The organism is Acidobacteriota bacterium, assembly GCA_021161905.1.
Classification (GTDB): domain Bacteria; phylum Acidobacteriota; class B3-B38; order Guanabaribacteriales; family JAGGZT01; genus JAGGZT01.
The window spans coordinates 1-26,155 of sequence record JAGGZT010000025.1; the positions used below are offsets into that span (position 1 = coordinate 1).

Consider the following 26,155-nt stretch of genomic DNA (forward strand, 5'->3'; position numbering starts at 1 on the left):
CGGAAGACCTCCGGAGAGTCCGTAAGGGGCAAACTTCCTCCGCTCGGAGAGGATGGAAAGCTCTCCCGCGGTAAGGAATTCGTACTCCCTGATGATCCCCTCCCCACCGCGATACCTTCCCCCACCTCCGCTTTTCTCCCTTAAACGATAGCTCCTTATCCTAAGGGGGAAGGAATGCTCAAGTGCCTCGATTGGGGTGTTGAGGGAGTTGGTCATATGGGTATGAACACCGGAGATGCCATCTGCCCCTGGCCTCGCTCCCATTCCCCCGCCTATCGTCTCATAGTAGGCAAAGGGCTCCCCGGTCTTAGGGTATCTTCCTCCGAGGCTGATATTGTTCATCGTCCCCGCCGAAGCTGCTGGGATCCGCTCCGGAATAGCCTGGGAAAGAGCCCCTAAAAGGACATCGACGATCCTCTGTGAAGTCTCCACATTGCCCCCGGCAACGGCAACATCCCCCTTGGCGTTCACCAGGCTCCCCTCAGGGGCGATGACGGTAAGGGGACGAAACCCGCCGGCATTCGAGGGCACATCGTAGTTTATTATCGCCCTGAAGACATAAAAAACCGCGGAAAGGGTGATGGAATATACCGCATTTATGCTACCGGCGACCTGAGGCGAGGTTCCGGAAAAATCGATCACCGCCTCATCTCCTGATATGGTGATCTTCACCGCTATCCGTACCGGCTTTTTCTCCACCCCATCATCATCCATAAAATCGACGAAGGAGTACTCACCATCGGGGATCTCCGCTATCGCCTGCCTCGTTATTCGCTCGGCGTAGTCCTTCAACTCCTCCATCGCTCTCATCACCTTATCCCGCCCGTACTTCTCCGTTATCTCGACAAGCCTCCTCTCCCCTATCCTCCCTGCTGCTATCTGAGCAGCAAGGTCTCCTTCCCGCTCCTTCGGCGTCCTGACATTCCTCAGGATCGTTCGGAGAAGATCTCGGTTGATCCTTCCCCCTTCCTCCAGTTTCACCGGAGGGATGATTATCCCCTCCTGGAATACCTCGGTAGAAAGGGGCATCGAACCAGGGCTCCTTCCCCCTACATCGGAATGATGGGCGCGGTTGGCGACGAAATAGGACGGTTTCTCATCACCCCTGAGAAAGACGGGCTTCACCAAGGTTATGTCGGGAAGATGGGTCCCTCCGTGAAAAGGATCGTTCAAAATAACCATATCTCCCGGAGAGAACTCGATCTCATTTATCGCTGCAAGCACTGACATCGGCATTGAACCTAAGTGAACCGGCATATGATCCCCCTGCGCCACCGTCTCCCCTTTGGCATCGAAGATGGCGCAGGAGTAATCCCTCCTCTCCTTTATGTTGGGCGAGTAAGCCACCCGCTTCAGGGTCGCTCCCATCTCCTCGCAGATGGAGATAAAGATGTTCTTGAATATCTCAAGCTCAACCGGATCTATCCTCATCGCACCTCTCCATTAAAAGGTTGAGATAGGGATCGACCGAAAGACGAAAACCAGGGGCAAGAACAGCGGTGGAGCCATAACCCACGATGATGACGGGCGCTTTGAGCTCATCCCCTGGGGCGAGATCCTCCCAGCGGTAGAACGGGGTTTTCTCAAAGGAGCTACCAAATAGCACCTCCTTTATCCCTAAGGGGGTGGGGGGGGAACCCCCCCGTGGAGGAAGCTTGGGAAGCGGGGGCTTCTCCGTTTTTCCTACCACCCTCACCCGGAGATTGACAAGCTCGGTGGGCTTTTCAGGATCGGCATAGCCGTAACGCTTCCGGTGAAGCTCATGGAACGAGGAGAGAAAATGCGAGGAAAAAGGAACAGTAAGTTCATACGACTGACCCCGATACCGCATATCGAGGAAGCGGAATACCCTTATCCTCTCCCGGGAAAAACCCTCCTTCTCCATCTCAACCATCCCCCGGGAGACAAGGGGGGAAAACATCCCCTCAAGCTCGGAAGAAGAAAGATCGTCGGCAGGAATGAGAACGGTTTTAGAATAACCCTTCACCGAATCGGCAAATAGCATCCCAAAAGCGGAAAGGATACCGGCGTTTTTGGGCACGATCACCTTGGGGATACCGAGCTTTGCTGCCAGTTCACAAGCATGCATCCCCCCGGCACCGCCAAAGGAGACGAGAGCGAAATCCCTCGGATCGTAGCCCCGCTCGATCGAGATCACTCGGATCGCCCGCTCCATATTGGCGTTGGCGACGGAGACTATCCCAAGAGCGGTTTCATAGAGCTCCTTCCCCATCCTCTTACCAAATTCCTCGATGGCGACAAAGCTCGCCTCTTTCGAAAGCTTCATCGAACCTCCAAGGAAGAGCTCGGGAACAAGCCTTCCCAAAACGAGGTTGGCATCGGTTACGGTTATCCTATCTCCTCCTCTGCCGTAGCATATCGGTCCTGGATCGGCACCAGCGCTCTCCGGACCCACCCTCAGGGAACCGCCCTTGTCGAGGTAGGCGATGGAGCCACCACCGGCACCAACCGTGTGGATATCAATTATGGGAACCTTCACTGGTGACCCCCCGATAACCGCCTCGGTGGTGAAGGTCGCTTCACCGGGGCATAAGGAAACATCAGTGGAGGTACCCCCCATATCGAAGGTAATTATCCGCTCCTCTCCCACCAACCTCGCTATCTCGAGCGCTCCCACCACCCCGCCAGCAGGACCGGAGAGGATGGTATGAACCGGCTCCTTACGCGCCCTTTCCGCTGAGATCGACCCTCCATTCGACTGCATTATCCTGAGCCTGCTTCCAGAAAGGGAGGCTTCAAGCTCCTCGAGGTACTTTCCCATTACTGGGGAGACATAGGCATTAACCGCGGTGGTGCTTATCCTCTCGTATTCCCGGTATTCGGGGAGTATCTCCGAAGAGAGGGAAACGGAAAACCCCGCCTTTGCAAGCAACTGCCCCGCCTTTTTCTCGTTTTCCGGGTTGGCGTAGGAATGGAGGAAGCCGACGGCGACCGAACGAACCTCCTTCTTTCTGAGCTCATCTATCACCTCGGCGAGCTCCCCCTTGGAAAGAGAGACGAGGATCTCACCAGAGGCAAGGGTTCGCTCAGAGACCCCAAAGCATAACTCCCGGGGTATAAGAGGGGGCTTCCGGGAGACAAAGAGGTTGTATAACTCCTCTCGCGTCTGTCTTCCTATTTCAAGGAGGTCCTCAAACCCCTTGGTGATGATGAGGGCGGTCTTCGCCCCCTTCCGCTCGAGGAGGGCATTGGTAGCAACGGTAGACCCGTGGACGATATCGAGCGCCTGACGATCGGAAACGAGCTCCCGGATCCCGGATATTATCGCCTGTGCCGGGTCCCTGGGAGTAGAAAGAAGCTTGAACACCCGAACCTTGCCCCTCGAAAAGAGGATAAAATCGGTAAAGGTCCCCCCGGCATCAACGCCGATCCTTACCCTTTCCTTCTCCATCAATCCACCTTCCCTTTAGAAATTGGATGATATCACAGCTCTCCTCGCCCCTTCAACGCAATTAACCGATTTCTCTTTATATCAAGCCAAGTTTGGCTTAAAATAACCTTTAAGGGGTGGGTTAAATGAGGCTATTCGTCGCTATCGACCTTCCTTCAAACATAAAGGAGAAATTGGCTAACATCCAAGCCAGACTCAAGGAGGCGAATGCCGGCGTCCGTTTCGTCTCCCCTGAGGGGATTCATCTCACCTTGAAGTTCTTGGGCGAGGTGGCAGAGGACAGGGTAGGAAAAGTGATCGAAGCGCTTGCGGAAAATGTCCCCCGGATTTCGCCCTTCAACCTCAAGGTCGAGGGGCTCGGCGCTTTCCCCTCCATCTCCCGCCCCCGGGTTGTCTGGGCGGGGGTGAAGGCTCCGGACGAACTCCTCACCTTGGCGGAGGAAATAGAAAAAGCAATGGTGAAACTCGGCTTTCCAAAGGAAGAAAGGGACTTCTCACCCCATCTTACTCTTTGCAGGATTAAATCCCCCCGGGGTATCGATAGGTTGATAAAGATCGTTATGGAGGAAAAGGACATCTCCCTCGGGGAGTTCACCGCCGATGGATATTTCCTTATCCAAAGCATCCTCCGCCCTGGGGGGGCACAATACATAAAGATAAGGAGGTTTAATCTATTTTAGGGAGGGGCTTATGATTAGTAAGATAATCTTTTTTTCCTTGTTTCTCCTCTCTCTTGCCCTTTCTTTTGGAGGAGAAAAGGTGGATGGAAAAAGGGCAACCATCACTGTGGTCTATGATAACCAACCCTATCGCGAGGATCTCGTCACTTCCTGGGGCTTTTCCGCTTTAATCAAGGTGGATGGGCAAAACATACTCTTCGATACCGGGGGAGAGGGAAAGATACTGATTAAGAATATGAGAAAGCTTAACATCCCTCCCAAGGGGATAGAACTCGTCGTCCTCTCCCACAACCACTGGGACCATACCGGTGGACTCCTCGAGTTGATAAGGGAAGGAGCCCGTCCCAAAGTGATCCTTCCTAAATCCTTTCCCGATAAGTTCAAGGAGGAGATGAGGAGGTTCGTAAAGATAGAGGAGATTACAGGACCGCGGGAGATAGCCCCCGGAATATGGACCACTGGGGAAATGGGAAGCACCGTTATCGAACAATCACTAATCATCAAAACCGATCGAGGACTGATCGTGATTACTGGCTGTGCCCATCCCGGGATCGCCTCCATCGTGGCTAAGGCGAAGGAGCTCCTTGGTGGACCCATCTACTTGGTAATGGGAGGGTTTCATCTCCGAGGAAGTTCGGAAAAAGAGATATTGGAAATAGCAAAGGAGTTTAAAAAATTAGGGGTGATAAACCTCGCCCCCTCCCACTGCACCGGAGATACCGCCCTTTCCATTTTTTCTCGAGAATTCGGAAAACACCTCCTAAATAGTGGTGTGGGAGCACAATTCATCGTAGGGGATGAAAATGGAGATAAAACTGAAACCGATAGGAATCATCCATTCACCTTACAAAACCCGGGATGAAGCCCCAATTACCTACGGTGAGGGCAGAGAAATATCGGAGATAGAGGTTTATCCCGAGTTTGAGGAAGGGCTTGCTGACATCGAAGGGTTCTCCCACCTCGTCATCCTCTTCTTTCTCCATAAGTCGCCCTCCTCTCCTCTCACGGTATATCCGCCCTTCGATAGACCGAACCCCCGTGGTGTCTTCGCTACTCGGGCACCGGATAGACCCAACCCAATAGGCCTTTCTTATGTGGAACTTGTTGAAAGGAAGGGAAGATTCCTCAAGGTGCGAGGGCTCGATGCTATAGACGGAACCCCCCTAATCGATATAAAACCTTACATCCCCGCACTTGATAACATAGAGGGGGTAAGGCTTGGCTGGGCTGAAGGGAAGTTTAAGCGGGGCTAAAAGAGGTTGACAAGAAGAACGCTCGATGCTATAAATTAGGTAGCAGGGGGCGGTTAGCTCAGTTGGGAGAGCATCGGCTTTACAAGCCGGGGGTCACTGGTTCGAGCCCAGTACCGCCCACCAGATTGGAAAGAGGGAGTGCGGGGTCGTAGTTCAGTTGGTTAGAACGCCGGCCTGTCACGCCGGAGGTCGCGAGTTCGAGTCTCGTCGGCCCCGCCATTTTTTATAACTCCTCCTCCTTAGCTCGCCATTTAATATCGCCATTATCCGAATATATTCGGTTGATATTCCCTGCCATATTCTATAAAATCAGAGGTCGTAAGGTTCTTATTCCCTCAGCTAAAAAGGAGATGAATTATGGGCAACAGGACAAACAGTAAAAGAATTTATTATTTAATCAAGCTTTTTCTGATAATATTTTGTCTCCTATTGGCTCTTCCCTCTTATGGTCAAAGCCTGGTCTCCAATGTGGATGGGAAGATTCGGGTCATCATCCTTCACTATGGCAAGCCGCGTCGGGATGGCTTCTGGCACGATCAGACCGTCTTCTTCCGTGATCTGATGAACAAGATGGATAAAGATGTAGCCTTCGTCGTAGTATTGGGCAAAGATAAGAAGGCTGAAAAAGCAAGGGAAATCCTCAAGCCCTATGCGGAGGTAAAGCTTCCTGACGGCACTCCTCGGGTGAAGTTCCTCACCGTGGATGTAGAGACGAACAACTTCTACCCTTGGGCACGCGACGGCTATCTCATCCTGGCAGATGAAAAGGGAAACCTCACCTTTCTCGATGTGGGCTTCAATGAAAAGCCCTTTCCCATCACCAACTTCGATGAGGTCTTTGAGAACGCAAAAACGCTCGCCGGGGTTATCCACCGAGGAGGGGGAAACATCAGAACAACCAGAAGCGAGATGATAATTGGAATGGATACAATGTTGGGCATAACCGTTCCCCCACGCTGGTATCCCTATAGTGAAAAGAACCTGTACCTGATGGCTAAGGAGCTCAAGCCAAAAGATGTGCCCCTTTTCAGGAAGAAATTTACCGCTTATTGCAAATTTATCCAACGGGTATTAGCCCCTGATAAGAAGTTGGTAATCCCGGGCGAGGATGACTTTTTCGCCCGGCTCGAAAAGGGGGAATTTGCTTTCACCAAGAAGACGGTGAGGGATACCGGCGCCCAAGCCTCGTATCACACCGATGTCTATCTCGGACTGGGGCATATAGATGAACGGGGGAAGAGGGTGATATTCATCGCCGATGCCAGATTGGGGGCAAAGGTGATAGAGAGAATGACAGAAGAAGAAAGGCGGGCGATAGAAAGAAAGCTCCCAAAAATCCTTGCTCAGGAAGGGCTCACTGCCTGTGATATCCCGGTTACCGCGGAACAGATCGCCAAGAGATTCAAGTGGGATAAAAAGAAACTCCTCGACCTCTCCCTAAAGAGGGCTCTTGAGGTAGCCCCGCGACTGGATAAAGCGGCGAAAAGGATGGAGGAGCTCGGCTATCGGGTGGTGAGGATCCCCTATCTGCCCAATGGCCTTTGTACCAAGAGAGAATATGGCATCAGCTTCAACTATTCCAATGTACTAACCGAGGTCTATGGAAATAGGAAGAGGGTATATATGCCGGAATACGGCTTCCCTCAAATGGACGACGCAGCTGCCGAGGCTTACCGCAATTGTGGCTTCGAGGTGGTGAGGATCAAGGGCGTTGTCACCCAAAGCCTGACCTGGGCACAGGACAACGCCGGGATCGATTGCCTTACATCCGAAATCAGGTTTCCTGTCCGCTGGGCAAAGAAATATTATCGAAAAGATCAGTAATGTTCTAACAAAAGTTCGAATAAAACAGTTAAGAAAATCTACCTCAGAGGGAGAAATTCCCCTTAATGGTGAAAGCCTTTAATGAGGAGGAGAAGTATGGGTTACCCAATGAGTAAAGTATCTTTTTCCCCCTCTCGGTATTCTGGTGCAGTCTATTCCCCTTTTACAATAACCTTTACCTCTGAGATAAGCGCCTTTCCTAACCGCTCGTTCAGTCGGGAGATAATGATGGAGGAGAAATCTGAAAACTCCTTTTTAAAACGAGCATCAAAAAGAGAGATAGTGAGAACGCCCGCGGAGAAATGAACCGGCTTACTCAAACGAGCAAGCTTATCCCCCACCACCTCTCGCCAGGATGATGATACCTCGCTGAGGATAAGCCTATCCCTGAGCTCAGGAGAACGCTCCACTATCCGCCTCAATATATCCCTTATCTCTTCCATTTCTCCTTCTTTTTACTCCATCCTATACCAGCCCCACTCAATAATCAAGAAGTAGCATCTTGAGATAAAAGGCGAAATATGAGATAATTAAAACGAGGAAAATGATTGAGCTGATCCACCTTACCAAGAAATACGGCAACCTGACCGCAGTGGATGACCTCACCCTCAAGATCGAGGAGGGGGAGTTCTTCGGCTTTTTAGGACCAAACGGCGCCGGGAAGACGACCACCATCAGGATGATTACCGGTCTCATCCGTCCCACTTCGGGGAGGATCATCCTCGGTGGATACGACTTAGCCAAAGAACCACTCTCCGCAAAGAAGATCGTGGGGTTCATCCCCGACCGCCCCTTCCTATACGAGAAACTTTCGGGGAGGGAGTTCCTTCGCTTCGTGGCGGAGCTCTACGGAATGAGGAACGGCATCTACCGAAGGCGGGTTGAGGAGCTCCTCTCCTTATTTGAGCTTTCCCAGTGGGGGGATGAGTTGGTGGAAAGCTACTCCCACGGAATGAGACAGAGATTGGTCTTCTCCGCCGCCCTCATCCACAACCCAAAGATAATAGTGGTCGATGAACCTATGGTAGGCCTCGATCCCAAGGGGATGCGATTGATAAAGGAGATATTCCAGGATTTCGTAAGGAAGGGAGGAACCATCTTTATGTCCACCCATACATTGAGCCTGGCGGAGGAGCTCTGCCATCGGATCGGCATCATCCACCAGGGAAAGCTGATCGCTTTAGGCACCAAGGAGGAGATAAGAAGAAAGGCAAAACTTCCGGAATCGAGGCTCGAAGATATCTTCATCACCCTCACCCGCGAGGAAAATGAAGGGCTTGGCATCGCTCATCCGACTTAAGCTTACCCTGCTGAAAAACAGCCTCCTCCATTCAACGCTTCGGGAGAAGGGGAGGATCCTCTTTCTCATCCTCCTTGCTTCCTCCTTCGTGGTGGGCGATTATTACCTCTTCACCCGGATATTTCGCTACCTCCTTACGATCAAGGAATTTCCCTTCTTCTTCGCCCTCGGTTTGACCGAACGTCTGCTTGGTATGGTCTTTTTGACCTCGCTTTCGATGCTCTTCATAAGCAATATCATCGTGTCGCTTTCCACCATCTATCTCTCGCGAGACCTCGATCTCCTCATCCCCTCGCCGGTAAAGCTCTCCCACTTATTCTCCCTAAAGTTCGGGGAAACCCTTATGAACAGCTCCTATATGATCATTGCGGGAAGCGTTCCCATCTTCATCGCTTACGGGAAGGTATTCAAGGCACCCTTCCATTACTATCCCCTTATGGGGCTAATCGTCCTCCTCTTTCTCATACCGCCCGCTGCCCTCGGGATAACGGTTACGATGAGCCTGATGCGGTTCTTCTCGGCAAAGAGGGTTCATCAGGTGCTATCCGCGGTTGCCCTCATCTTTGGGGTAGCGGTGGTCGTTGTCTTCCGCTTTATGAAGCCAGAAAGGCTGTTTTCCCCTAAAGGAACGGACGATCTGGTAGAGCTCCTTAAAAGCTTTTCTCTTCCCTCGTTTCGCTTCCTTCCGAGCAGTTGGGCGGCAAAATCGCTCGTTGCCGTATCCCAGGGGAGGATGGGGGAATTCCTCCTCGAGGGAGGACTGCTACTTCTTTTCACCGTAAGTTCAGTAATCCTCCTCGCCTGGGTGGCAAAGGCTACCTACCTTGCCGGCTTTTCTGGATCTCAGGAACAAAGAAGGATCAGACTCAAAAGAAGGAAAGAAAGGTTGGAACGCCTCCTCCGATTCCTCTTCGCCCGAAGCTCTCCGGAGCTCCGGGCGCTGGTCATAAAGGATATAAAGCTCTTCGTGAGGGACACCCTTCAATGGTCCCAGCTCTTCCTTTTAGCCGCTTTGGTCATCATTTATCTCTTCAACATAAAAAACATCCCCCTTCCCTCCCCATTCATCAAAAACGCCCTCTCCTTCCTCAACCTGGGGCTTGCTGGATTCGTCCTTGCTGGGGTCTCCGCTCGCTACGCCTTCCCCACCACCAGTCTCGAGGGGAGAAGCTTCTGGCTCATCCACTCCGCACCGATCGACTATCGCCGTTTCCTCTGGGAGAAGTTTCTTCTCTTCCTTGCTCCCCTCCTAACACTCGCTTTGATCCTCGTTTACACCTCGAACCGTCTCCTCGGGGTGGATCGCTACATTATGACCCTCTCCCTCATCTCGATAACTGGAATGACCCTTGCCCTCACCGGAATGGGGGTAGGGATGGGGGCGATGTTCCCCAAGTTCAACTACGACAACCAAGCGAAGATAGCGGTGAGCGGTGGAGGGCTTATCTATATGCTGCTGAGCCTCATCTACATCGGGTTGATAATAGTCCTCGAGGCAAGGCCCGTGTATCTCCACTTTGCGGGAAAACTCCGTATCGAACACCACCTTCTCATTGAGGACATCATCTTCTACAGTGGAGCGGGGTTGATCACCTTAATCGCTACCCTCCTTCCCCTTAAACTTGGAGCAAAGGCTCTCTCCCGCTACGAGCTTTCAGAATAAAAAGGGGGGCACCAGCTGGTGCCCCCCTTTTAATCCCCCCCTTTTGGGGAAGCTATTTCTTTCTAAGAGGAGACCAGAGCCCAAATTGCTGAGAATACACCTTGCAGGGACCCTTTGCTTTCAAAGCCACATTGTAATTATAGCTCCAGGCGAGGTATTGAGAGCCACCACCACCGATGGTGGTAATGAGATAACGGTTAGGCATATGGGCGATCGCCTCCGCTTTGTTTGCCGGTATCGCCTGGTCTCCTGCCTGGGCATCAAACCTCACCCAGCCATAACGGGGCAAATAGAGCTCCACCCAGCGATGGAAAGAGGTGTCAATGCTCGCATCCTCACCCCGGACGACTATCGCTCCACAGTAACGAGCAGGGATCCCCGCTGACCGCAACATCGAGATGTAGACGAAGGAGTACTCGGAACAGCTTCCGGAACCCCGCTTAAGAACGGTAGGAGCGGTATCCCAACCGCCAACCATCTCATAATGGAGTTTGCTATCGATATAATCCATAATCCGACGGGCGATCCAGTAGGGGTTTTTCTCGTTCCCTATCGCCTCGCGAACGCACTTCTTGATGTAATGGCTGTTTATCTGAAGCTTATCCCCATCGGCGAGATACTTCTCTTTTATCTCAGCTGGTATCTCATCGAGGCTTCCTACCTTATCTGGGTCGATGAACCAGCGAGTATCGTACATCCTGACCTTAGCCTTCATCGATATATCGAGGGAGCTTCCCGGCTTCAGATTGGTAAGCTTGAAATGAGCCACCTTCTGTCCCCACTGATCGGTGAGAAACTCCACTGGCTTCGGGGAATAAGTTATCTCCCCGATGATCTCCTGATTGGGAAGATTTTTAGGAACGGCAAAATAGACATCGAGCTCGGTCACCGTGCCCGGTCCGTAGTTCCTGAATACCGAGAGAAGTTCCACCTCTTCCTCTTTGGGGTTGCTCCTTACATAGGGGGCATCGATGGTAAGGTCGAGTTTATAGATCCTGTCGGTCTGGTAATCAACGCACCAGAGATACTTCCCATCGTAGGCAAGCTCGCTGACGAAAGGACCAGGGGCAGGAAGAACCATCAGTACTGAACCATCCCTGGGATAGACCACATATATCTTGTCCCGTCCCCTATCGGAAACAAAAAGGTACCTCCCATCGTAGGAGAGGCCATATCCGTAGGAATAAGGTGCGGGAATGGTATTGATGATCGTACCGTCCCCGGTATCGAGTTGGTAGATTTTATCCTCCCTATCATCCACCACCCAGAGATACTTCCCGTCGAAGGTAATGCCTTTAGGACTACGGCAGGGGGCAGAGAGCGAAGAAAGGGTCATCCCCGTCTTTGGATCGAGCCTAAATATATCGCCCCCCTCCATATCCAACACCCAGAGGCACTTCCCATCAAAGGCAAGACCCGCAGGCATAAACGCTGGCGAAACGACATCAGCAACCACCTTCCCGGTAGCAGGATCTATCTTGTAAAGATGGGCTGTCCGATGATCGGCAAGCCAGAGATACCTGCCATCAAAAGCAAGACCAGTAGGACAGGAGGAAGGAGAGGGAAATGAGGCAAGCACCTTGCCTGGAGTAGCTATAGCGATAAAAGAAGAAAGAAGAACCAAAAAGAAAGACGCCATCAGTGAAAGCTTAAATCCCTTCATCGTACCACCTCGTTATATTTATATTACCTATTCCGCTATATTTCCTAAATCCCTAAAAGGGAAGGATCTCCACCAGCCAAGATGCGAATCATCTCTTCTTTGAAGTAATCCTTTACCCGGCGCACCGCTTCCGGCACCCGTTCATTGTAAACCTGGAGACTCCGCTCAATATCCTCCCTCAATCGTTGATAAAGGTCTCGGTTCTTCCGTCCTAAAGCGACCTCCGCCTCATTATAGAGTTTTATCTCAGAGACGAGCAAACGGGCGAGCCTTTTCGCATCCTCATGAAGCTTTTGCTCCTCTGGGGTAAGGGTCGGCGGTGGTGCGGTCGGTTCAGCCTGCGGTTGAGGACCAACCCCCACTCCCTGAGCACCCTCAGTTGGAGGGGAAGGCGCGGACTCTGGCGAAGAAGGAGGCGGGGAAGGAACCTGCTGAGCAAAAGGCGGTGAAGATGGAGGAGAAGCACCAACCTCAGGAGCACCACCTGCTCTTGGAGGAGGTGGCTTGATGGGGGTTTCTGAGGTGATGGCAAATTCTGGTTTTTCCTCGCTTGGTGGCGGGAAGGACGGCGGAGCCTGTTCAGCCGGAGGGGGTGAGGGCCTTCGTGGCGGAGAAGCAGTGAGGCGCAATCTATTCTGAAGCGCTTCCTTCATCGCCCCAGTTCTTCTTCTCAAAGGTAATACCTCAGCCACCAAACCAGCAAACTTGGTGAGAACCTCGAGTTCTCCTGAGGAAGGTATTGGCTCAAGGGAATCTCCCTGATCGAGGTACAATACCGCCCCTACCTTCCCCTTTACTACCAGGGGCAGAGCCATCATCTCTGTGGGCATCACCCCTCCCATCATATTGAGGATGGATTTATTATCCGCAAGATCTCCGGGAGAACCTCGCCAAGGAACACGGTCCATAACCGCTCGATAAACCAAATGATCTCCCCGGAGGGGGATAACTATCTTCCTCTTCTCCTTGGGCATATTACCACTTACACCGAACCCGCGAGCAAGCCAGCCCGTTGCCTGTTCCCCTGAGATAACGAAAAGGGCTACCCGCTTCACATATTGGGCAAGGCCCGAAATGAGGTGATTCAGAACATCAACCTGACTCTGACTCCCTTCTATCTTCTCTACAGCTTCCCTCAAAATCTCGCCCCGCTCCTCAGTAGGGATAACACCTCCAAGATCAAAGGAAGATGGCTTCTTTCCCTCGGCGAGTTTCTTATCGATTTCCCCCCTAAGCTCGTTCAGACGCTCCTCCAAACGAGAAAGCGACTCCTTAAGTGAAAGAAGCTCTTCTCGAATAGAGGAAAATCTCGACTCTAAACCCCCACCTTCTCCACCCCCAAGGTTGAACTCCATAATTCCTCTCCTAAACCACCGATTACTTTCCATTTTGATTATGAGGCAAAAGCCACGGTTTGTCAATAATTATCGAACAAAATGTCCCACGCCTTGACTCGCACTCTCTATAGTGTTATATTTCCTTTGAGAGTCGTGGGGGCGAACTGGTCTCGACGAAAATAGTTGAGGCAGGAGCTGCATACCGAGTTGCCGCCAACTCGTAAAAAAGGCGGGAGAAAAACAACTGCCGACTCTCAGTTGGCTTTAGCCGCCTAAGAAGCGCGGCTACGTCCTCTTCGCCTTTGCCTGCGGGGCGAAGAAGGGCGTAAGAGAAGCAGGCTAGCGAGATGTGGTGCCCAGAAGCATCTCGCGAAAATGAGATGGGCTGGCTTTCCCTTTATCCTGCCTGTTGGAGGGAGGGGAAGCGAGAATAAAAAAACAGGCTAAGTATGTAGATGCTCCTCGCCGAAGATTTTCGGACGCGGGTTCGATTCCCGCCGCCTCCACCAGGAGTTATATATATGGTTTATAAACGGGTTTTAATTGGGTGGGGGATTATAGCGATCCTTTTTCTCCCCTCTTTTTCTTATGTAATCTTTCCTAAAGAAGACCCCGCAAAAAATGCGTCTTTCTATAAAAAAGGGGAGAGAAAGTTCACCATAGTGATAGATCCAGGTCACGGAGGAGAGGACACAGGAGCAGTGGGACCGAGTGGGCTCAAGGAGAAGGATGTAGTTCTCGATATAGCGAGGATCTTGAAGCAATTGCTCATTGCCGACTATGATGTGAGGGTGATTCTCACCCGGGATGGGGATTATGAACTCCCCCTTGAACTCCGCACGGAGAAGGCAAACGCAGCGAGAGCAGACCTCTTCATAAGCATCCACGCCAACGCCTCGAGGAGACGAGGTGCGAGAGGGGCGGAGACATACATTATGAGTTATGAAGCAACAGACGATGAAGCGAGGAAGTTGGCAGCGGTAGAGAACAATGTCCTTGGGATCACCAATCCTGAGATAGCGAACAACAAAGAACTCTCCATGGTCCTCTGGGACCTTGCCCAAACGGAGTACTTAGCGGAAAGCACCCATTTAGCGGAGATAATCCAGAACGAGTTTAACGATCTCCTCCACCTCCCCAACCGGGGGGTAAAACAAGCGCCCTTTGCCGTTTTGATGGGGGCGATGATGCCGGCAGTACTGGTCGAAGTAGGTTTTATCACCAATCCAGCAGAGGAGCAGAGGCTCGCCCAGGAAAGCTACCGCCAACAGATAGCCTCTGCATTGGCGCGGAGCATCGGTGCCTATCTCAAGCTTTATCAGAAGGCGATTGGAAACTCCTGACCAAAAAGATGCAGAAAAGAAATATCTTAATAGCCCTCCTAATTATATCTTTAGCGGTGATAGCCTTCCTCATCATCACCCACAAACCGAGGACCACCCCTCCTTCAAAAACCGAGAAAGAAACCACCTCCACCCCTATCCCTGAGGAGGAAGCCTCCTCCTTCCCTGAGAACTTCCGCCAGGTATATGTCTTCTTCCAATCGAGCAACGGTCCCTTCCTCGTTCCCGAGAAGCGAAGGATATTTGCCACCAACTCGATAACCGACCAGGCGAAACAGGCTCTTGGTGAGTTAATAAAAGGTCCGGAGATAGCAGGACATCTTCCCACCGTGCCCCGGAGAACACGGATAAACGAACTTTATCTCTCCCCATATGGGACCGCCTTCGTTGATCTCTCCAGCGAATTTGCCACCGGACAGGCTGGGGGAACCGAGGAGGAACTTATGGCGATTTACTCCATCGTCAATACCCTCACCATCAACTTCCCCTCCATAAGGCGGGTTAAGTTCCTGATAAACGGGAGGGAACGAGATACCCTGAGGGGACATCTCAGTCTTAAGCATCCTTTCACCAAGAATACTGAGTTACTCTCGAAGCAAGGAGCGGGTTTCGATGGGGGAAAGGACTGACGGAAGAAGAAAGGACGAGGTAAGGAGGGTCAAGATCATCCCTCATTTCCTCAGATATCCCGAGGGCTCCGCGCTTATCGAATTGGGGGATACCAAAGTCATCTGCACTGCCAGCGTCAGCGAGGGGGTCCCTTCCTTCCTTGCCGAAACTGGCGAGGGATGGATCACCTCCGAGTACTCGATGCTCCCCCGGGCAACCCAGAACCGCACCTCCCATGACGCCATCCGAGCTAAGGGGAGAAGCCACGAGATACAGCGGATGATAGGACGCTCTCTCCGGGCGGTGGTTGATCTCACTGCTCTCGGTCCTCGCACCATCTTCATCGACTGCGATGTCATCCAGGCTGATGGGGGAACGAGAACTGCCTCCATCACCGGCGGGTTCGTCGCCCTTGCCTTCGCCCTCAACAGGATGGCTGAGGAGGGGATCATCGAGACGATCCCCATCAAGGACTATCTCGCCGCCATCTCGGTCGGCATCATCGATGAGGGGTTGATCCTCGATCTAAACTACGAAGAGGACTCCCGTGCCTTGGTGGATCTCAATGTGGTGATGACCGGAAGGGGGAATCTGGTAGAGATACAGGGAACCGCTGAAGGAAGGAGTTTTTCCTTCCCTGAACTTGAAGAGATGATAAATCTGGCAAAGAAAGGGGTCTCGGAGCTCATCGAGCTCGAAAAAGGGATCCTCGGGAAAATCGTTCCCAGATGAAGCTCCTCATTGCTACCAGAAACGAGGGGAAATTCCGCGAATTTGCGAAAGCGCTTCAGGGGACAGGGATTATCCTCTTCTCCCTCTCCCATTTTGAAAAAGCACCCCGGTTCGAGGAGCTGGGGAAGACCTTCAGGGAAAATGCCTGCGGTAAGGCACTTTTCTATCATCGGGAGTTCGGCTTTCCCACCTTAGCCGATGACTCTGGTCTTTGTGTCACTGCCCTTTCTGGAGAGCCTGGGGTTCACTCCGCCCGCTATGGGGGGGAAGAAATAACCGATGAAGCGAGGAACAAACTTCTCCTTTCCGCCCTTTCCGGGGTTCCCAAGGAGAAAAGAAGCGCCTCCTTCCATTGTGTTCTCGCCTTCGCCGATAAGGGGAGGATAATCAAGGTGGTCGAGGAATCCTGCGAGGGGATCATCCTCACCCATCCCCGGGGAAAGCATGGTTTTGGCTACGACCCTATCTTCTACTATCCACCGTTAGGGAAAACATTTGCCGAGCTTCCCTCTGAGGTGAAGAATCAGGTGAGCCATCGGGGACGGGCGATCGTCCGAATGACCGCCTTTCTCAAAAACTATCTCAAGAAAGGGGGATGAGGATATCCTCTTCTTTTTCTTGACAGTTTATCCTTCTTCGATTAAATATTGAGGTAGGTCGGGGCGTGGCGCAGTCTGGGTAGCGCACCTGCTTTGGGAGCAGGGGGTCGGAGGTTCAAATCCTCTCGCCCCGACCAGAATCTCGCCATCGATGATAAAAGAAATAATTATAAAAAAATTACCGATCAATTAAGAACCTCAAATTTAACCCCACGAATTTATGTGCTTTGATTGGATCGAATAACGCGGGAAAATCCAATATTCTTAAGGCGCTAAACCTTCTATTAGGAGAAGCCTATCCACAACCAAAAGCTATTAAAGAAGAGGATTTCTATAACTATGATACATCTGAGCCTATTCACATAGAGATAGAATTTGAACCTCCTCTCCCCCCTTGTAGATGCAAGGAGAAAAATAGCAAAGGGGGGTATAAAGAAATACAAGCTAAGGTATTTAAGCTCTTTTGCTATAAGTCTCCTGCTAATATAGAAGATTGCGAGTTTATCGTTATCTCTAAAGAGGGAGAAGAATATTGGGGCAATAACAATGTGAGGAAGTTAGCCCCACTTATTTACATAAAGGCAGATAGAGATCTAAAGAAACAGCTTACAATTAGTGACTGGACGCTTTGGGGTAAAATAACAAATAGACTTGACAAAGAACTAAAGCAAGAAGAAGGTAAGCTAAAGAGCGCGAGGGAAGCTATGGAAGAAGCTCTAAAACATCTCAAGACACCATCATACGAGAGGCTTGAAGAATCTTTAAAAGAAAATATAAAAGAGGTAGTACATCCCGGATTATTTGAAGATACAAAATTAAAGCTTAGCATTTATGATCCGCAACATTTATACAATATGCTTAGGTTATGGATTAGGGAATGGGAGCTTGATTTTAATATACCAAATTTAGGTTCTGGAATTCAAAACCTGATATTACTTGCCCTTTTTAAGACATATGCCGAGATCGAAAAGGAAAAAGTAATATTGGCAATTGAAGAACCTGAAATCTACCTTCATCCCCACGCACAGCGAAGCCTCTACAGGATATTCAGGGAATTAACGGACGCCGATACAAACGAGCGGGGGCTAAGCCCTCAAATATTTTATACTACCCACTCTCCCCACTTTGTGAATTTATCTTCTCCAGAGGATGTCTTTCTTGTGAGGAAAACCAAAAAAGACGGTACCACAGTGATTCACACATCCGAAAAAGCACTAACGGAGAATGAACGACAAGAATTAAAATTACTAACAGAGTTCGGACCAGAGAGAAACGAGATATTTTTTGCGAGTAAAGTGATGTTAGTCGAAGGAGCTACCGAAAAATACTCTCTTCCCTATGCATTTGAGAGAATGGAATACCCGTTAGATAAAAATAACATTTCTTTAATTAGCACCCAAGGGAAAGGGAATATGCCATTTTTTATAAAGATCTTAAAGGAATTCAAAATCCCTTGGGTGGCGCTATATGATACAGACAAGCCTGATGATAAAACCAATAAAAAAATCAAAGAATCTGCAGGACAAACATTTAAAGATAGACTCTTCGGTTTAAAGCAAAATTTTGAGGAAGAGGTGGGATTGCCTTCCTCTCCCGAAATCAAAAGCGGGGAAAAAACAAAAAATGCCATTACATACCTTTGTGAAAAGAAAAACCCAATTCCCCCCAGCATCAGAGAGGCAATAAACAAACTAAAACAACTTCCTGTTAATATAGAAGAAAACCATTCAATAGAGTAAGTATTAGACAACTGCCTCAAAACTAAATAAAGGGAAGGCATATCTCTTTGAATAACGGAGTTAAATATCCTATCGAATTGGAACAAAATAACACTCCAAGGCGTTGAAATTTTAAAAGATAAATATATAAGTTGACATAAATAAGGAGGCGGATGAAAGTCTAAAACGCCTTTATTAAAAGGGAAGATTTTAAGACCTTTCCCGTATTACTCTTTATCGCGATATACATCTTTGCGATCTTATTGGTGATAACAAAAGACCCGGCAAATGCTCTTTCCTTCATCGGAACAAGCGGGGGGATGCTTTTTCTCAGCTGGCTTGCTATCGAGATTACCAAAAAAATCCACCCACCGGATATCAAGATCGAAAGCCCGGGCTGGGAGCTTCTATCCGGTCTTCTCATCGTAGTGCTATGGGAATTCGCCCCGTTCCTGCCAAGGATAAATTTTGGCGATAAATGGGATTTGGGATTTATCCTAAAAAAATCCCTAATACTCGTCCTTTTACCTCTCATCTTCCTGAAACTACGAAAACATCCCTTCTCATCTATGGGGTTTACCAAGGCAAACTGGAAGAAAAACCTGAAGGTCGGCTTCATAATATTTCTCGCTATGGCGATCCCGAGCATGTCTTACAGTAATACAGCCAGGTTAATTCTCAGCGGCAAGTTGAGCCTATCTCAGATAGGGATCGGATTTCCGGTATCGTTCACCTATTTCCTTCTTATGTCTGGCTTCTCAGAGGAGTTCCTCTTTCGGGTATTCATCCAAACCAGGTGTTCCCTCTTACTTAAGTCAAAAATAGGTGGTGTCCTCATAAGCTCACTTCTTTTTGGTTTGCTACATTTTTCCGGAATTATGTGGTGGTATCCTGGCACCAAGTTAGTTCAAGCCTTTTGCCGGGCATTCTTCGTTCAGACCTTTATGGGGATCCTCTTAGGCATCCTCTGGGAAAGGACGAGAAGCCTGATCCCGGGAGTTATCCTCCACAGCGGGATTAATGGCTTGAACAACCTGGGTTGGATAGTTTCAAGATTTGGATTTTGAAAAGCTTGATGTATAATTGAGAAGAAGCCAACCACGGAGCAGAAATACATCGGGGATAAAGATAGGTGGGTAGATACATAATCATCGGGGTTATCGGGGCAGGGTTTATTTTTTACTGGCTGATAAGCTCGGTCAGGAAGGAAAAGATCTTCGGGGTTTACATCGGGGGTGGAATCGCTCTTTGTCTAACACTTCTCATTACTGAGAACCTATTCGGCTTGGTCCGGATAAAAACGGACATCCTCGTACCGAAAATATTGGGGCTTGTCGGCAATTTCCTCGTTATCTTGGCATCATTATTGGTCATACTTTCCTTTATCGCCCTAAAACTCAAAGGAAAACCAGAAACCGGAATCGAGGATACCACTGTCTTTATCAATAGCGGTATATATAGGGTAATCCGCCACCCTTTATACCTGGGGTTCGCCCTATGGAGCATAGGGCTCATATTACAAAGTCAATCGATCTCTTCCACAATATTGGGAACTATGGCTTTCTTCTGTTTCTGGATAGGAAGCGCAAAGGAGGAGGAATTCAATGTGAGGAAGTTCGGGAATAAATACAAGGAGTATATCAAAAGGGTCCCCAGATGGAATGTATTAAAAGAGATAACCGGCTTGAGGAAAACTTAATATGCGGGATATAAACACCAAAATAATCGTGGTCGTTTTGACCCTTCTTGCATTGATCAATGTGATATTCCTCGTCATCGCTCGATACTCCGGTCCCCTCTTTGGATTCGCCTTCGTTATCTTCGCCATAGTTCATTGGTTAAGGACAAAGAGCACTGGCTTCATCATAGTAGTAGCGATAATATGGCTCGGCATCCATATCTATGAACTCATCGTAATTGGTGCAAGTTCTTACCCCCTCCTTTTCTACCTGAACCTATTGCTTCCTCTTCCCCTGCTTTACTGTGGAGTAAGACTACATCTTAAAACCAGAAAGCGCCCTCACTCTTAGAAAACGGCAGAAGCACCTTATTTATAATTTATATTAAGAGGAAACTTTGGAAAAAGCTAACGCAATAGTCCCTGAACAATAATATCGACCGCTTCATCGGGGGAGAGACCACGAGTAAGTAGCGCTTCGATCTGTCGCTTATCCACACTACCTATCGCCGCTTCGTGGGTCACCTTTGCTTTCTCGTTGGTCACGCTAACGATCGGTATCGCCTTTGCCTCTACCTCATCGCCAGTGATTATTTCCATACAATCGACATGACCCCTCGCCCCTTCAGCATTACCATAGGTCTCACCGTAAACCACTGCCCTTGCCCTATCGGATAAAACAACGCGGCTCTTGACAAGACCGGAGGCGTTTTTCCCCTCGAGATAGACCTTTTCCTTTATTAAAATATCATCATCGCCCCGTCCATGGATTTTAGCGATAAGCTCGGTAGCACTAGCCTCAAGCCCGGTCACCTCGTAGTCGAACTCTATCCTTCCTGCTCTACCTTGAGTGAGGCTGAAGAGATTCTTATACCTTCCTCCCTTTTCCACCTTCACCTTCGCCTTAGGAACAACCTCAACCCCACCCTTATCGCCATGGAGGTGAACCTCCTCGTAGCTGTAACTCGCCCCCCTTCCTATCCTCACCTCTGCATCCATCCGATGGATGATCTTAACTGCATTAGGGAAGATACAATGGGCGAGGGCGCGAACATCTGCTCCATTCCCAATGTCTATCTTCAACCTGATGATCTGCTCTCCTTCTTTTGGCAGCATTCCAAAACAAAAATGGATGGGGGAAGATAGCTTAACGCCGGGCTCCACCTTAAGCTCTGCCTCCGCCCCGCGCTCTATCTTCCTCGTGGCAAGCCTAATCCCAGGAAGGTCCCGAACAGAAATAACATCCTCCCCTTCCACCACCATACCAGCTGTCTTCCCGAGAATCTTATCCCCTTCGCCCCTCTTATAGATATCGACTAAGCTCCTAAACTCCTCCTCATAGAGTCCCACTCTTCCTCACCTCCGGTTCGTTTACATAATCACACCCCTTACAGTTCCCCTCAAACCAACGAAAGGTTTCATTCGGTGAGTCCGTCTTCTGAATGTTTCCTCCGCAGAGGACTGAAGCCCGATCCGCCATCCTGATGATCTCCGGACGATGACTTATCAAAAGAACTGAACTACCCGATCTCTTCATCTCCTTTATTACCCTGATCACCTCAGGGATGGAAAGGGGATCGATCCCGGTATCCGGCTCATCCAATATCGCCACCTTTGGCTTCATCGCCAAGACCGAAGCAAGCTCTACCCGCTTCCGTTCTCCGCCACTTAGGGTGCCATCGTTCAACCGATTGAGATAGCGGAAAGGGGAAAGCCCTACCAAGCTTAGCACCTTCGATATATCCACCCCTGAACCAGCGGAAAGCCCTATATACTCTCCAATGGTGATCCCTTCGAACCGAACCGGCTCTTGCCAAGCAAGCGTTATCCCTCTCTTTGCCCGTTCATGGACGGGAAGGTCAGTAATATCTTTCCCATCGAGATATACTTTACCTTTGCTCGGCTTATACCCTGGGATCCCCATTATGAGATAAGCGAGCGAACTTTTCCCCGTACCGTTGACGCCAAGGAGGGTGTGAATTTCCCCCCTTCTTAGCTCGAAATTTAATTCTTTAATTATCTCCTTCCCCTCAATTGTAAGGGATACACCATCCAACCTGAGCACTATATCCTCCATCTATGTTGACTTTCTTATTATACTCCACCTGTCAAGGTGATAAAGGGTTGAAATTGGGCGATGGAGGGGTATAATTTAAATGGGTGCCGAAGTGGCGGAATTGGTAGACGCGCTAGGTTCAGGACCTAGTGGGCATTAGCCCGTCGGGGTTCGACTCCCCGCTTCGGCACCATTTTTATCTTCCCTTCAAAGTCATCAAAGGATGAAGAAAAGCCCGAAATAAAGGCGGAGATTGCTCCTTCTTTCCTTCTCCTCCTCAAGGATGTAGTGATAATCGTAATGGTGGTCGAGCCCGTTTTTCGCATCGTAATAATGGGCGGAAAAGACCCTCTCCACCACTAAAGAAGGAAGCTTGGGAAGAATAAAATAGCGAAAGTCAACCCGCAACCCCGCTTTTCTGTCGGGGAACCATTTGATACCCCAACCAAGACTGTAAAAAAGACCCTTAGTATCCCCTCCTCCCTCAACCTTCACCTCATCGTTTATCTCACCGCCTAAACCACGATAATAGGCGGAAACCTCCTCCGTGTCAGCAAGGAGCTTCCGCTCAAGCTCCGTTTTTGGCTCGTCTCCCTCCTTCATCCTGGTAAAGAGAAGACCGAAACCAAGAGAAAAGTAAGGAACAAGCCTTCCTTTCGGCATAAGATGGGTGAGAAGAGAAAGTCCTATCCGATTAAGATCCTTTATATCCCCATAATCAACGGGAGCCATTTCATACTCCCCTTCAAGGGCAAAATGCTCCCCTGTGTTGTAAGATAGGGAAACACCAAAATTCCAATTTACCCTGCTCCCGAGGTCATAAGTTCGGGGGAGGCTGTTGTAGTAATCGTTGAAGGTAAATATCCCCCCGTAGATCCACCCACCATACAAGTAATCGTATATCTTCTCCTGTCCCACACCTAAGCTGAGAAATTCATTCCCCTTGAAGTTTCCAAAGAGGTTCGCCCCGGCAAAGAGGGTTATCTCCAAGCTCCCTTTCTCCACCCCTGCCATTGTCCAAGGGGGGAACATCAGGGGAAAGAACAAGATAAGGAAAAACGCCCTTCTCATCCTCCATTCTCCTTCAGGTAGTATCTAAAACAATTATAACCTACTCCTCCTCACTTGAGAAAAAAAGGGCGACGCGATAAGCGTCGCCCTTTTATCGGAAATAACGCTACACCTCCCGCTACTTACCCTTCCTTATCTCCGCTAAAAGCTCCTTAACCGCCCGCTCAAGCTGCCTATCTATCCCCTTCGCCTCATCACCGGGAAGCTCCTGAACAATAATGTCGGGGACCGCTCCATTATGCTCCATATTGACCATACTACCCTTCACATACCACCCGCGGAAGGGAATGCGGAAGTAAGATCCGTCTATAAGGGTGGTGCCGCCGGTGCTGATGACCGCTCCATAGGTGGGCCAACCGACCAGCTTCCCCCGCTTCAAGGTCTTCACCGCATGAGAGAAGATCTCGGCGTTCGAGAATGAGAACTCATTGCAGAGGAATATCGCCGGCTTGGTCCAGGCATAGAGGGGGAGTCTATCCTGAGGATAGCCCGGCTCCCCATCCCGGGGGATGGTTATCGCATGCCGTTTCACCATCAATATTGCAAGGAGGTAATCGGTCGTCCAACCTCCGCCATTGTTCCTCACATCGACCACCAAACCATCTTTGCCGTGGGCTTCAGAATAGAGTTCCATCTCAAACCGCTCGAGGCTGGGAACATTCATCGCCTGAATATGGATGTAGCCGAGCCTCCCACCGGAAAGCTTGTGCACCAGCTTCCTCCTCTTATCAACCCACCAGTCATAAAGCGCCTGACGGAAGGAGGAATAGGAGGCAGGGATTATCACCACCTCCCTCTCCTTCCCGTCCTTACTCTTCACCTTGAGCAACACCTTCTTCCCCACCGTATCGGCGAGGAGAGAGTAGATGTTGGCGTTTTTCCCGATCCTCTTGCCGTTTACCTCGAGGATGATCTCACCGGAATAAAGCCTGCTCCGCTCCATATCCGCTGGCGTCTTGGGAACGACCCTATCGATCCTCAGCCCGGGACCGCGGTATTTCTCGTCAAATATGACCCCGAGCATCCCCGTCTGTACATTCTCCTTCCTCGAACCGCGAATGCCGAGATGAGAGGCATTCAACTCGCCGATCATTAGCCGGATTAGATCGTAGAAGTCCTCGGAATGGGAAACCTCAAAAACCCAGGGGCGATATTTCTCCTTCATCCTCTTCCAATCAACGCCGTGGAACTTGGGATCGTAAAACCGGGCATTGAGTACAGCCCAGGCTTCATCGAAGGCGGCGAGGCGTTCTCTGCGGTGGTCTATCACCAACCGCGCCGAAAAGCCGACCGGCTTCACCCCACCATTGATCGAGGCGACCTTTATAGTGCCCCGACGATCGAGGAAATATATCCTCTTCCCATCCTTGGACCATTGAATACCCCTCGGTCCTACCTTACCCCTGGTGAGCCTCTTAAGCCCGGTACCATCGAACTTTACGATGTAAAGGTCATCTCCACCGTCGGTATCTGAGCGGAAGGCATAGTACTCCCCGGTTGGGGATATGGTGAGCTCGCTTTCATCTCCGGGAAGGGGCATAACCCGATGGAGCCTTAATGTTATATCCTTGAAGTCTATCTTAACCTTGGAAGGTTTCTTAGCCTTCTCCTTCTTCATCTGCTTGAACTCCTCCTTGAGCTCCTTTTTCGTCTTCTCCTCATCCTCTTTTCTAAGGAAGGCATACCAGATATCGAATGTGTCCCCTATCCTCCTCGAGACGAAGGCGATCCTCCTCCCCTCAGGCGACCAGATGGGGTTGATATCGTTGTCCGGATGTTTGGTGATGTTCACCGGCTTGCCCCCGGCTACCGGGATGATCCAGACATCGTTATTGAACTCGTTGTCCGCTCTCGAAAAAGCGATCCATTTGGAATCGGGAGAGAAGGAGAAGGAAGGCATTGCCCACCCCTTGATTAAGGTCCGGAGGTTCTTCCCCTTCTTATCCATAACGCAGAGATCACCATTACCACGAACGAAGGCGATCATCTTCCCATCCGGGGAAAAGAGGGGTGATGTCTCGTTAGCTTCGGAGGTGGCGAGGGGGATTATTTTCCGCTTGAGGGATTTATCAAGCCGTGGCTCCTTGGGATCGGCGGAGGTAACGAGGTAGATATCGGCGTTTCCCTTTTTGAGGGAGACGAAAACCAGGCTTTTGGAATCAGGCGACCAATCTATCTGATACTCCCTGGCAGGATCATCGGTGATCCGCTGAGCCTCTCCTCCCTCCTTATCCATCACGAAGATATCACCGTGAACAACGAAGGCGATCATCTTCCCATCCGGGGAGAGTTTGAACTCACTGGCATCCCGGGTGAATGTCTTCCACTCGATCGGGTTCTTCTTATAATCGGCGGGAACAAAGATGGAAACCTCCTTCGGCTTTCCTCCTTTCGTATCGAGAACATAGACCTTATCCCTCCGCTCGTAGGTAATGAACCTACCATCGGCTGAGATCGAGGGAAAACGCACTCCATCATCCTTGTAGTTGGTCAGTTTTCTCTTCCTGCCGGAGTTGAGATCGAGCAACCAGATATTAAAAGTCCCATCCTCCTCCGAGAGATAATAGATCTTATCCCCCGAGGGGGCAAACATAGGATAGAACTCATTCCAGTCGTTCTTTGTGAGCTGGGTGTATTTGTCGCTCGTGAAATCGTAAAGCCAGAGCTCATTGGCAGCAGCGCCCCGGTAATGCTTCCGCCACCAGGACCCACCTCCCACTGAAAAAACGAGTTTCTTTCCATCCGGGGATAGGCTTCCGCTAACAGCATAGGTGGGAACCAGTTTAACCGGCATCCCCCCATCTATCGAAACCTTGTAGAGAAGGGGAAGACGATGATAGGAGAAATCGCGCCTCGAGGTGAAGATAACCCATTTGGAATCCGGGGTAAAGCCGACCACCTGGTCAGAACCGGAGAAATAGGTGAGCCTTTTCGGAAGACCTCCCTCAGCAGGAATGATGAATACATCGTCATTGCCATATCGGTCAGAGGTGAAGGCGATCCATTTTCCATCAGGAGAGAAACGGGGAAGCTTCTCGTACCCCTCACTCACGGTCAACCGAAACGCCCTCCCTCCATCCTTAGGAACGAGGAAGATATCCCCCTGATAGGAAAAGGCGAGCATCTTTCCATCAGGGGAAAGCGCGGGATAGCGAGGAAAACCTATGGGCTTCGGTGCCGCAAGGAGAAGGAAAGAAAAGGAAAATAAAATTAGCAC

23 protein-coding genes, 4 tRNA genes and 1 other RNA gene are annotated in these 26,155 nt (G+C 50.2%); 19 read left to right on the forward strand and 9 right to left on the reverse strand.

Annotated elements, in window-relative coordinates; all coding sequences use genetic code 11:
• On the reverse strand, window positions 1-1,431 hold a 1,431-nt coding region (locus J7L64_04075), incomplete at its 3' end, for a hydantoinase B/oxoprolinase family protein (protein MCD6451526.1).
• The gene (locus J7L64_04080) at window positions 1,412-3,412 is read right to left on the reverse strand and encodes a hydantoinase/oxoprolinase family protein (protein MCD6451527.1); all 2,001 of its coding nucleotides are present in this window, start codon (window positions 3,410-3,412) and stop codon (window positions 1,412-1,414) included. The genes J7L64_04080 and J7L64_04075, both read right to left, overlap by 20 nt.
• 125 nt (window positions 3,413-3,537) lie before the next feature.
• Between J7L64_04080 and thpR the strand changes: the two genes are divergently transcribed.
• The 6 genes from thpR (at window position 3,538) to J7L64_04110 (ending at window position 7,169) form a co-directional block, all read left to right on the forward strand.
• Window positions 3,538-4,092 carry an RNA 2',3'-cyclic phosphodiesterase gene (gene thpR / locus J7L64_04085; GenBank protein MCD6451528.1) on the forward strand — a complete coding sequence of 185 codons (555 nt, stop codon included), beginning with the start codon at window positions 3,538-3,540 and terminating at the stop codon, window positions 4,090-4,092.
• A gap of 10 nt (window positions 4,093-4,102) precedes the next feature.
• Entirely contained in the window at window positions 4,103-4,954 is an 852-nt protein-coding gene (locus tag J7L64_04090; GenBank protein ID MCD6451529.1) for an MBL fold metallo-hydrolase, read from the forward strand.
• Window positions 4,896-5,345, forward strand: coding sequence for a tRNA (N6-threonylcarbamoyladenosine(37)-N6)-methyltransferase TrmO (gene tsaA, locus J7L64_04095; GenBank protein ID MCD6451530.1), 450 nt, complete (start codon window positions 4,896-4,898; stop codon window positions 5,343-5,345). The genes J7L64_04090 and tsaA overlap by 59 nt, the downstream gene beginning before the upstream one ends.
• Window positions 5,346-5,392: 47 nt before the next feature.
• Window positions 5,393-5,468 (forward strand) — tRNA-Val (locus J7L64_04100).
• A 19-nt stretch (window positions 5,469-5,487) separates the two neighbouring features.
• A tRNA-Asp gene (locus J7L64_04105) sits at window positions 5,488-5,564 on the forward strand.
• 138 nt (window positions 5,565-5,702) lie between these two features.
• Window positions 5,703-7,169: a hypothetical protein gene (locus tag J7L64_04110; protein MCD6451531.1), complete on the forward strand. Its 1,467-nt coding sequence runs from the start codon at window positions 5,703-5,705 to the stop codon at window positions 7,167-7,169.
• A gap of 152 nt (window positions 7,170-7,321) precedes the next feature.
• Here J7L64_04110 and J7L64_04115 read toward each other — a convergent pair whose 3' ends face one another.
• Window positions 7,322-7,612 carry a DUF721 domain-containing protein gene (locus J7L64_04115; protein MCD6451532.1) on the reverse strand — a complete coding sequence of 97 codons (291 nt, stop codon included), beginning with the start codon at window positions 7,610-7,612 and terminating at the stop codon, window positions 7,322-7,324.
• 101 nt (window positions 7,613-7,713) lie between these two features.
• Between J7L64_04115 and J7L64_04120 the strand changes: the two genes are divergently transcribed.
• Window positions 7,714-8,469, forward strand: a complete 756-nt coding sequence (locus J7L64_04120) for an ABC transporter ATP-binding protein (protein MCD6451533.1) — start codon at window positions 7,714-7,716, stop codon at window positions 8,467-8,469.
• Window positions 8,438-10,132, forward strand: coding sequence for a hypothetical protein (locus J7L64_04125; GenBank protein MCD6451534.1), 1,695 nt, complete (start codon window positions 8,438-8,440; stop codon window positions 10,130-10,132). Before J7L64_04120 ends, J7L64_04125 begins: the two co-directional genes overlap by 32 nt.
• 52 nt (window positions 10,133-10,184) lie before the next feature.
• Here the strand turns inward: J7L64_04125 and J7L64_04130 are convergent, their stop codons facing one another.
• Both J7L64_04130 and J7L64_04135 read right to left on the reverse strand, forming a co-directional pair.
• Complete coding sequence (locus J7L64_04130; GenBank protein ID MCD6451535.1) at window positions 10,185-11,795, reverse strand: transglutaminase; 1,611 nt, start codon at window positions 11,793-11,795, stop codon at window positions 10,185-10,187.
• A 44-nt stretch (window positions 11,796-11,839) separates the two neighbouring features.
• Window positions 11,840-13,150 (reverse strand): hypothetical protein, encoded by a 1,311-nt coding sequence (locus J7L64_04135; GenBank protein ID MCD6451536.1) that lies wholly within the window; start codon window positions 13,148-13,150, stop codon window positions 11,840-11,842.
• Window positions 13,151-13,287: 137 nt separating this feature from the next.
• Here J7L64_04135 and ssrA point away from each other — a divergent pair.
• From ssrA to J7L64_04185, 10 genes are all read left to right on the forward strand, one after another.
• Window positions 13,288-13,641: a transfer-messenger RNA gene (gene ssrA / locus J7L64_04140) on the forward strand.
• A 153-nt stretch (window positions 13,642-13,794) separates the two neighbouring features.
• Entirely contained in the window at window positions 13,795-14,475 is a 681-nt protein-coding gene (locus tag J7L64_04145; GenBank protein MCD6451537.1) for an N-acetylmuramoyl-L-alanine amidase, read from the forward strand.
• Window positions 14,476-14,483: 8 nt separating this feature from the next.
• Window positions 14,484-15,104 (forward strand): GerMN domain-containing protein, encoded by a 621-nt coding sequence (locus J7L64_04150; GenBank protein ID MCD6451538.1) that lies wholly within the window; start codon window positions 14,484-14,486, stop codon window positions 15,102-15,104.
• Window positions 15,088-15,816, forward strand: a complete 729-nt coding sequence (gene rph / locus J7L64_04155) for a ribonuclease PH (GenBank protein ID MCD6451539.1) — start codon at window positions 15,088-15,090, stop codon at window positions 15,814-15,816. The genes J7L64_04150 and rph overlap by 17 nt, the downstream gene beginning before the upstream one ends.
• The gene (locus J7L64_04160; GenBank protein MCD6451540.1) at window positions 15,813-16,415 is read left to right on the forward strand and encodes an XTP/dITP diphosphatase; all 603 of its coding nucleotides are present in this window, start codon (window positions 15,813-15,815) and stop codon (window positions 16,413-16,415) included. The genes rph and J7L64_04160 overlap by 4 nt, the downstream gene beginning before the upstream one ends.
• Before the next feature lie 59 nt (window positions 16,416-16,474).
• A tRNA-Pro gene (locus J7L64_04165) sits at window positions 16,475-16,552 on the forward strand.
• Window positions 16,553-16,642: 90 nt separating this feature from the next.
• Window positions 16,643-18,154: an AAA family ATPase gene (locus J7L64_04170; GenBank protein ID MCD6451541.1), complete on the forward strand. Its 1,512-nt coding sequence runs from the start codon at window positions 16,643-16,645 to the stop codon at window positions 18,152-18,154.
• Window positions 18,155-18,327: 173 nt separating this feature from the next.
• A complete protein-coding gene (locus tag J7L64_04175) occupies window positions 18,328-19,200 on the forward strand; it encodes a CPBP family intramembrane metalloprotease (GenBank protein MCD6451542.1) in 873 nt (290 codons plus the stop codon).
• Window positions 19,201-19,265: 65 nt separating this feature from the next.
• The gene (locus J7L64_04180; GenBank protein ID MCD6451543.1) at window positions 19,266-19,832 is read left to right on the forward strand and encodes an isoprenylcysteine carboxylmethyltransferase family protein; all 567 of its coding nucleotides are present in this window, start codon (window positions 19,266-19,268) and stop codon (window positions 19,830-19,832) included.
• Between the two features lies 1 nt (window position 19,833).
• Window positions 19,834-20,163, forward strand: coding sequence for a hypothetical protein (locus J7L64_04185; protein MCD6451544.1), 330 nt, complete (start codon window positions 19,834-19,836; stop codon window positions 20,161-20,163).
• 56 nt (window positions 20,164-20,219) lie between these two features.
• Here J7L64_04185 and J7L64_04190 read toward each other — a convergent pair whose 3' ends face one another.
• Entirely contained in the window at window positions 20,220-21,161 is a 942-nt protein-coding gene (locus J7L64_04190) for a SufD family Fe-S cluster assembly protein (protein ID MCD6451545.1), read from the reverse strand.
• The gene (locus J7L64_04195; GenBank protein ID MCD6451546.1) at window positions 21,148-21,888 is read right to left on the reverse strand and encodes an ATP-binding cassette domain-containing protein; all 741 of its coding nucleotides are present in this window, start codon (window positions 21,886-21,888) and stop codon (window positions 21,148-21,150) included. Before J7L64_04195 ends, J7L64_04190 begins: the two co-directional genes overlap by 14 nt.
• 85 nt (window positions 21,889-21,973) lie before the next feature.
• Here J7L64_04195 and J7L64_04200 point away from each other — a divergent pair.
• A tRNA-Leu gene (locus tag J7L64_04200) sits at window positions 21,974-22,060 on the forward strand.
• Between the two features lie 23 nt (window positions 22,061-22,083).
• On the opposite strand, the gene J7L64_04205 is transcribed toward J7L64_04200, so the two are convergent.
• Both J7L64_04205 and J7L64_04210 read right to left on the reverse strand, forming a co-directional pair.
• A complete protein-coding gene (locus tag J7L64_04205) occupies window positions 22,084-22,938 on the reverse strand; it encodes a hypothetical protein (GenBank protein ID MCD6451547.1) in 855 nt (284 codons plus the stop codon).
• Window positions 22,939-23,056: 118 nt separating this feature from the next.
• Window positions 23,057-26,155: PD40 domain-containing protein (locus J7L64_04210; protein MCD6451548.1), on the reverse strand; the 3,099-nt coding region annotated here is incomplete at its 5' end.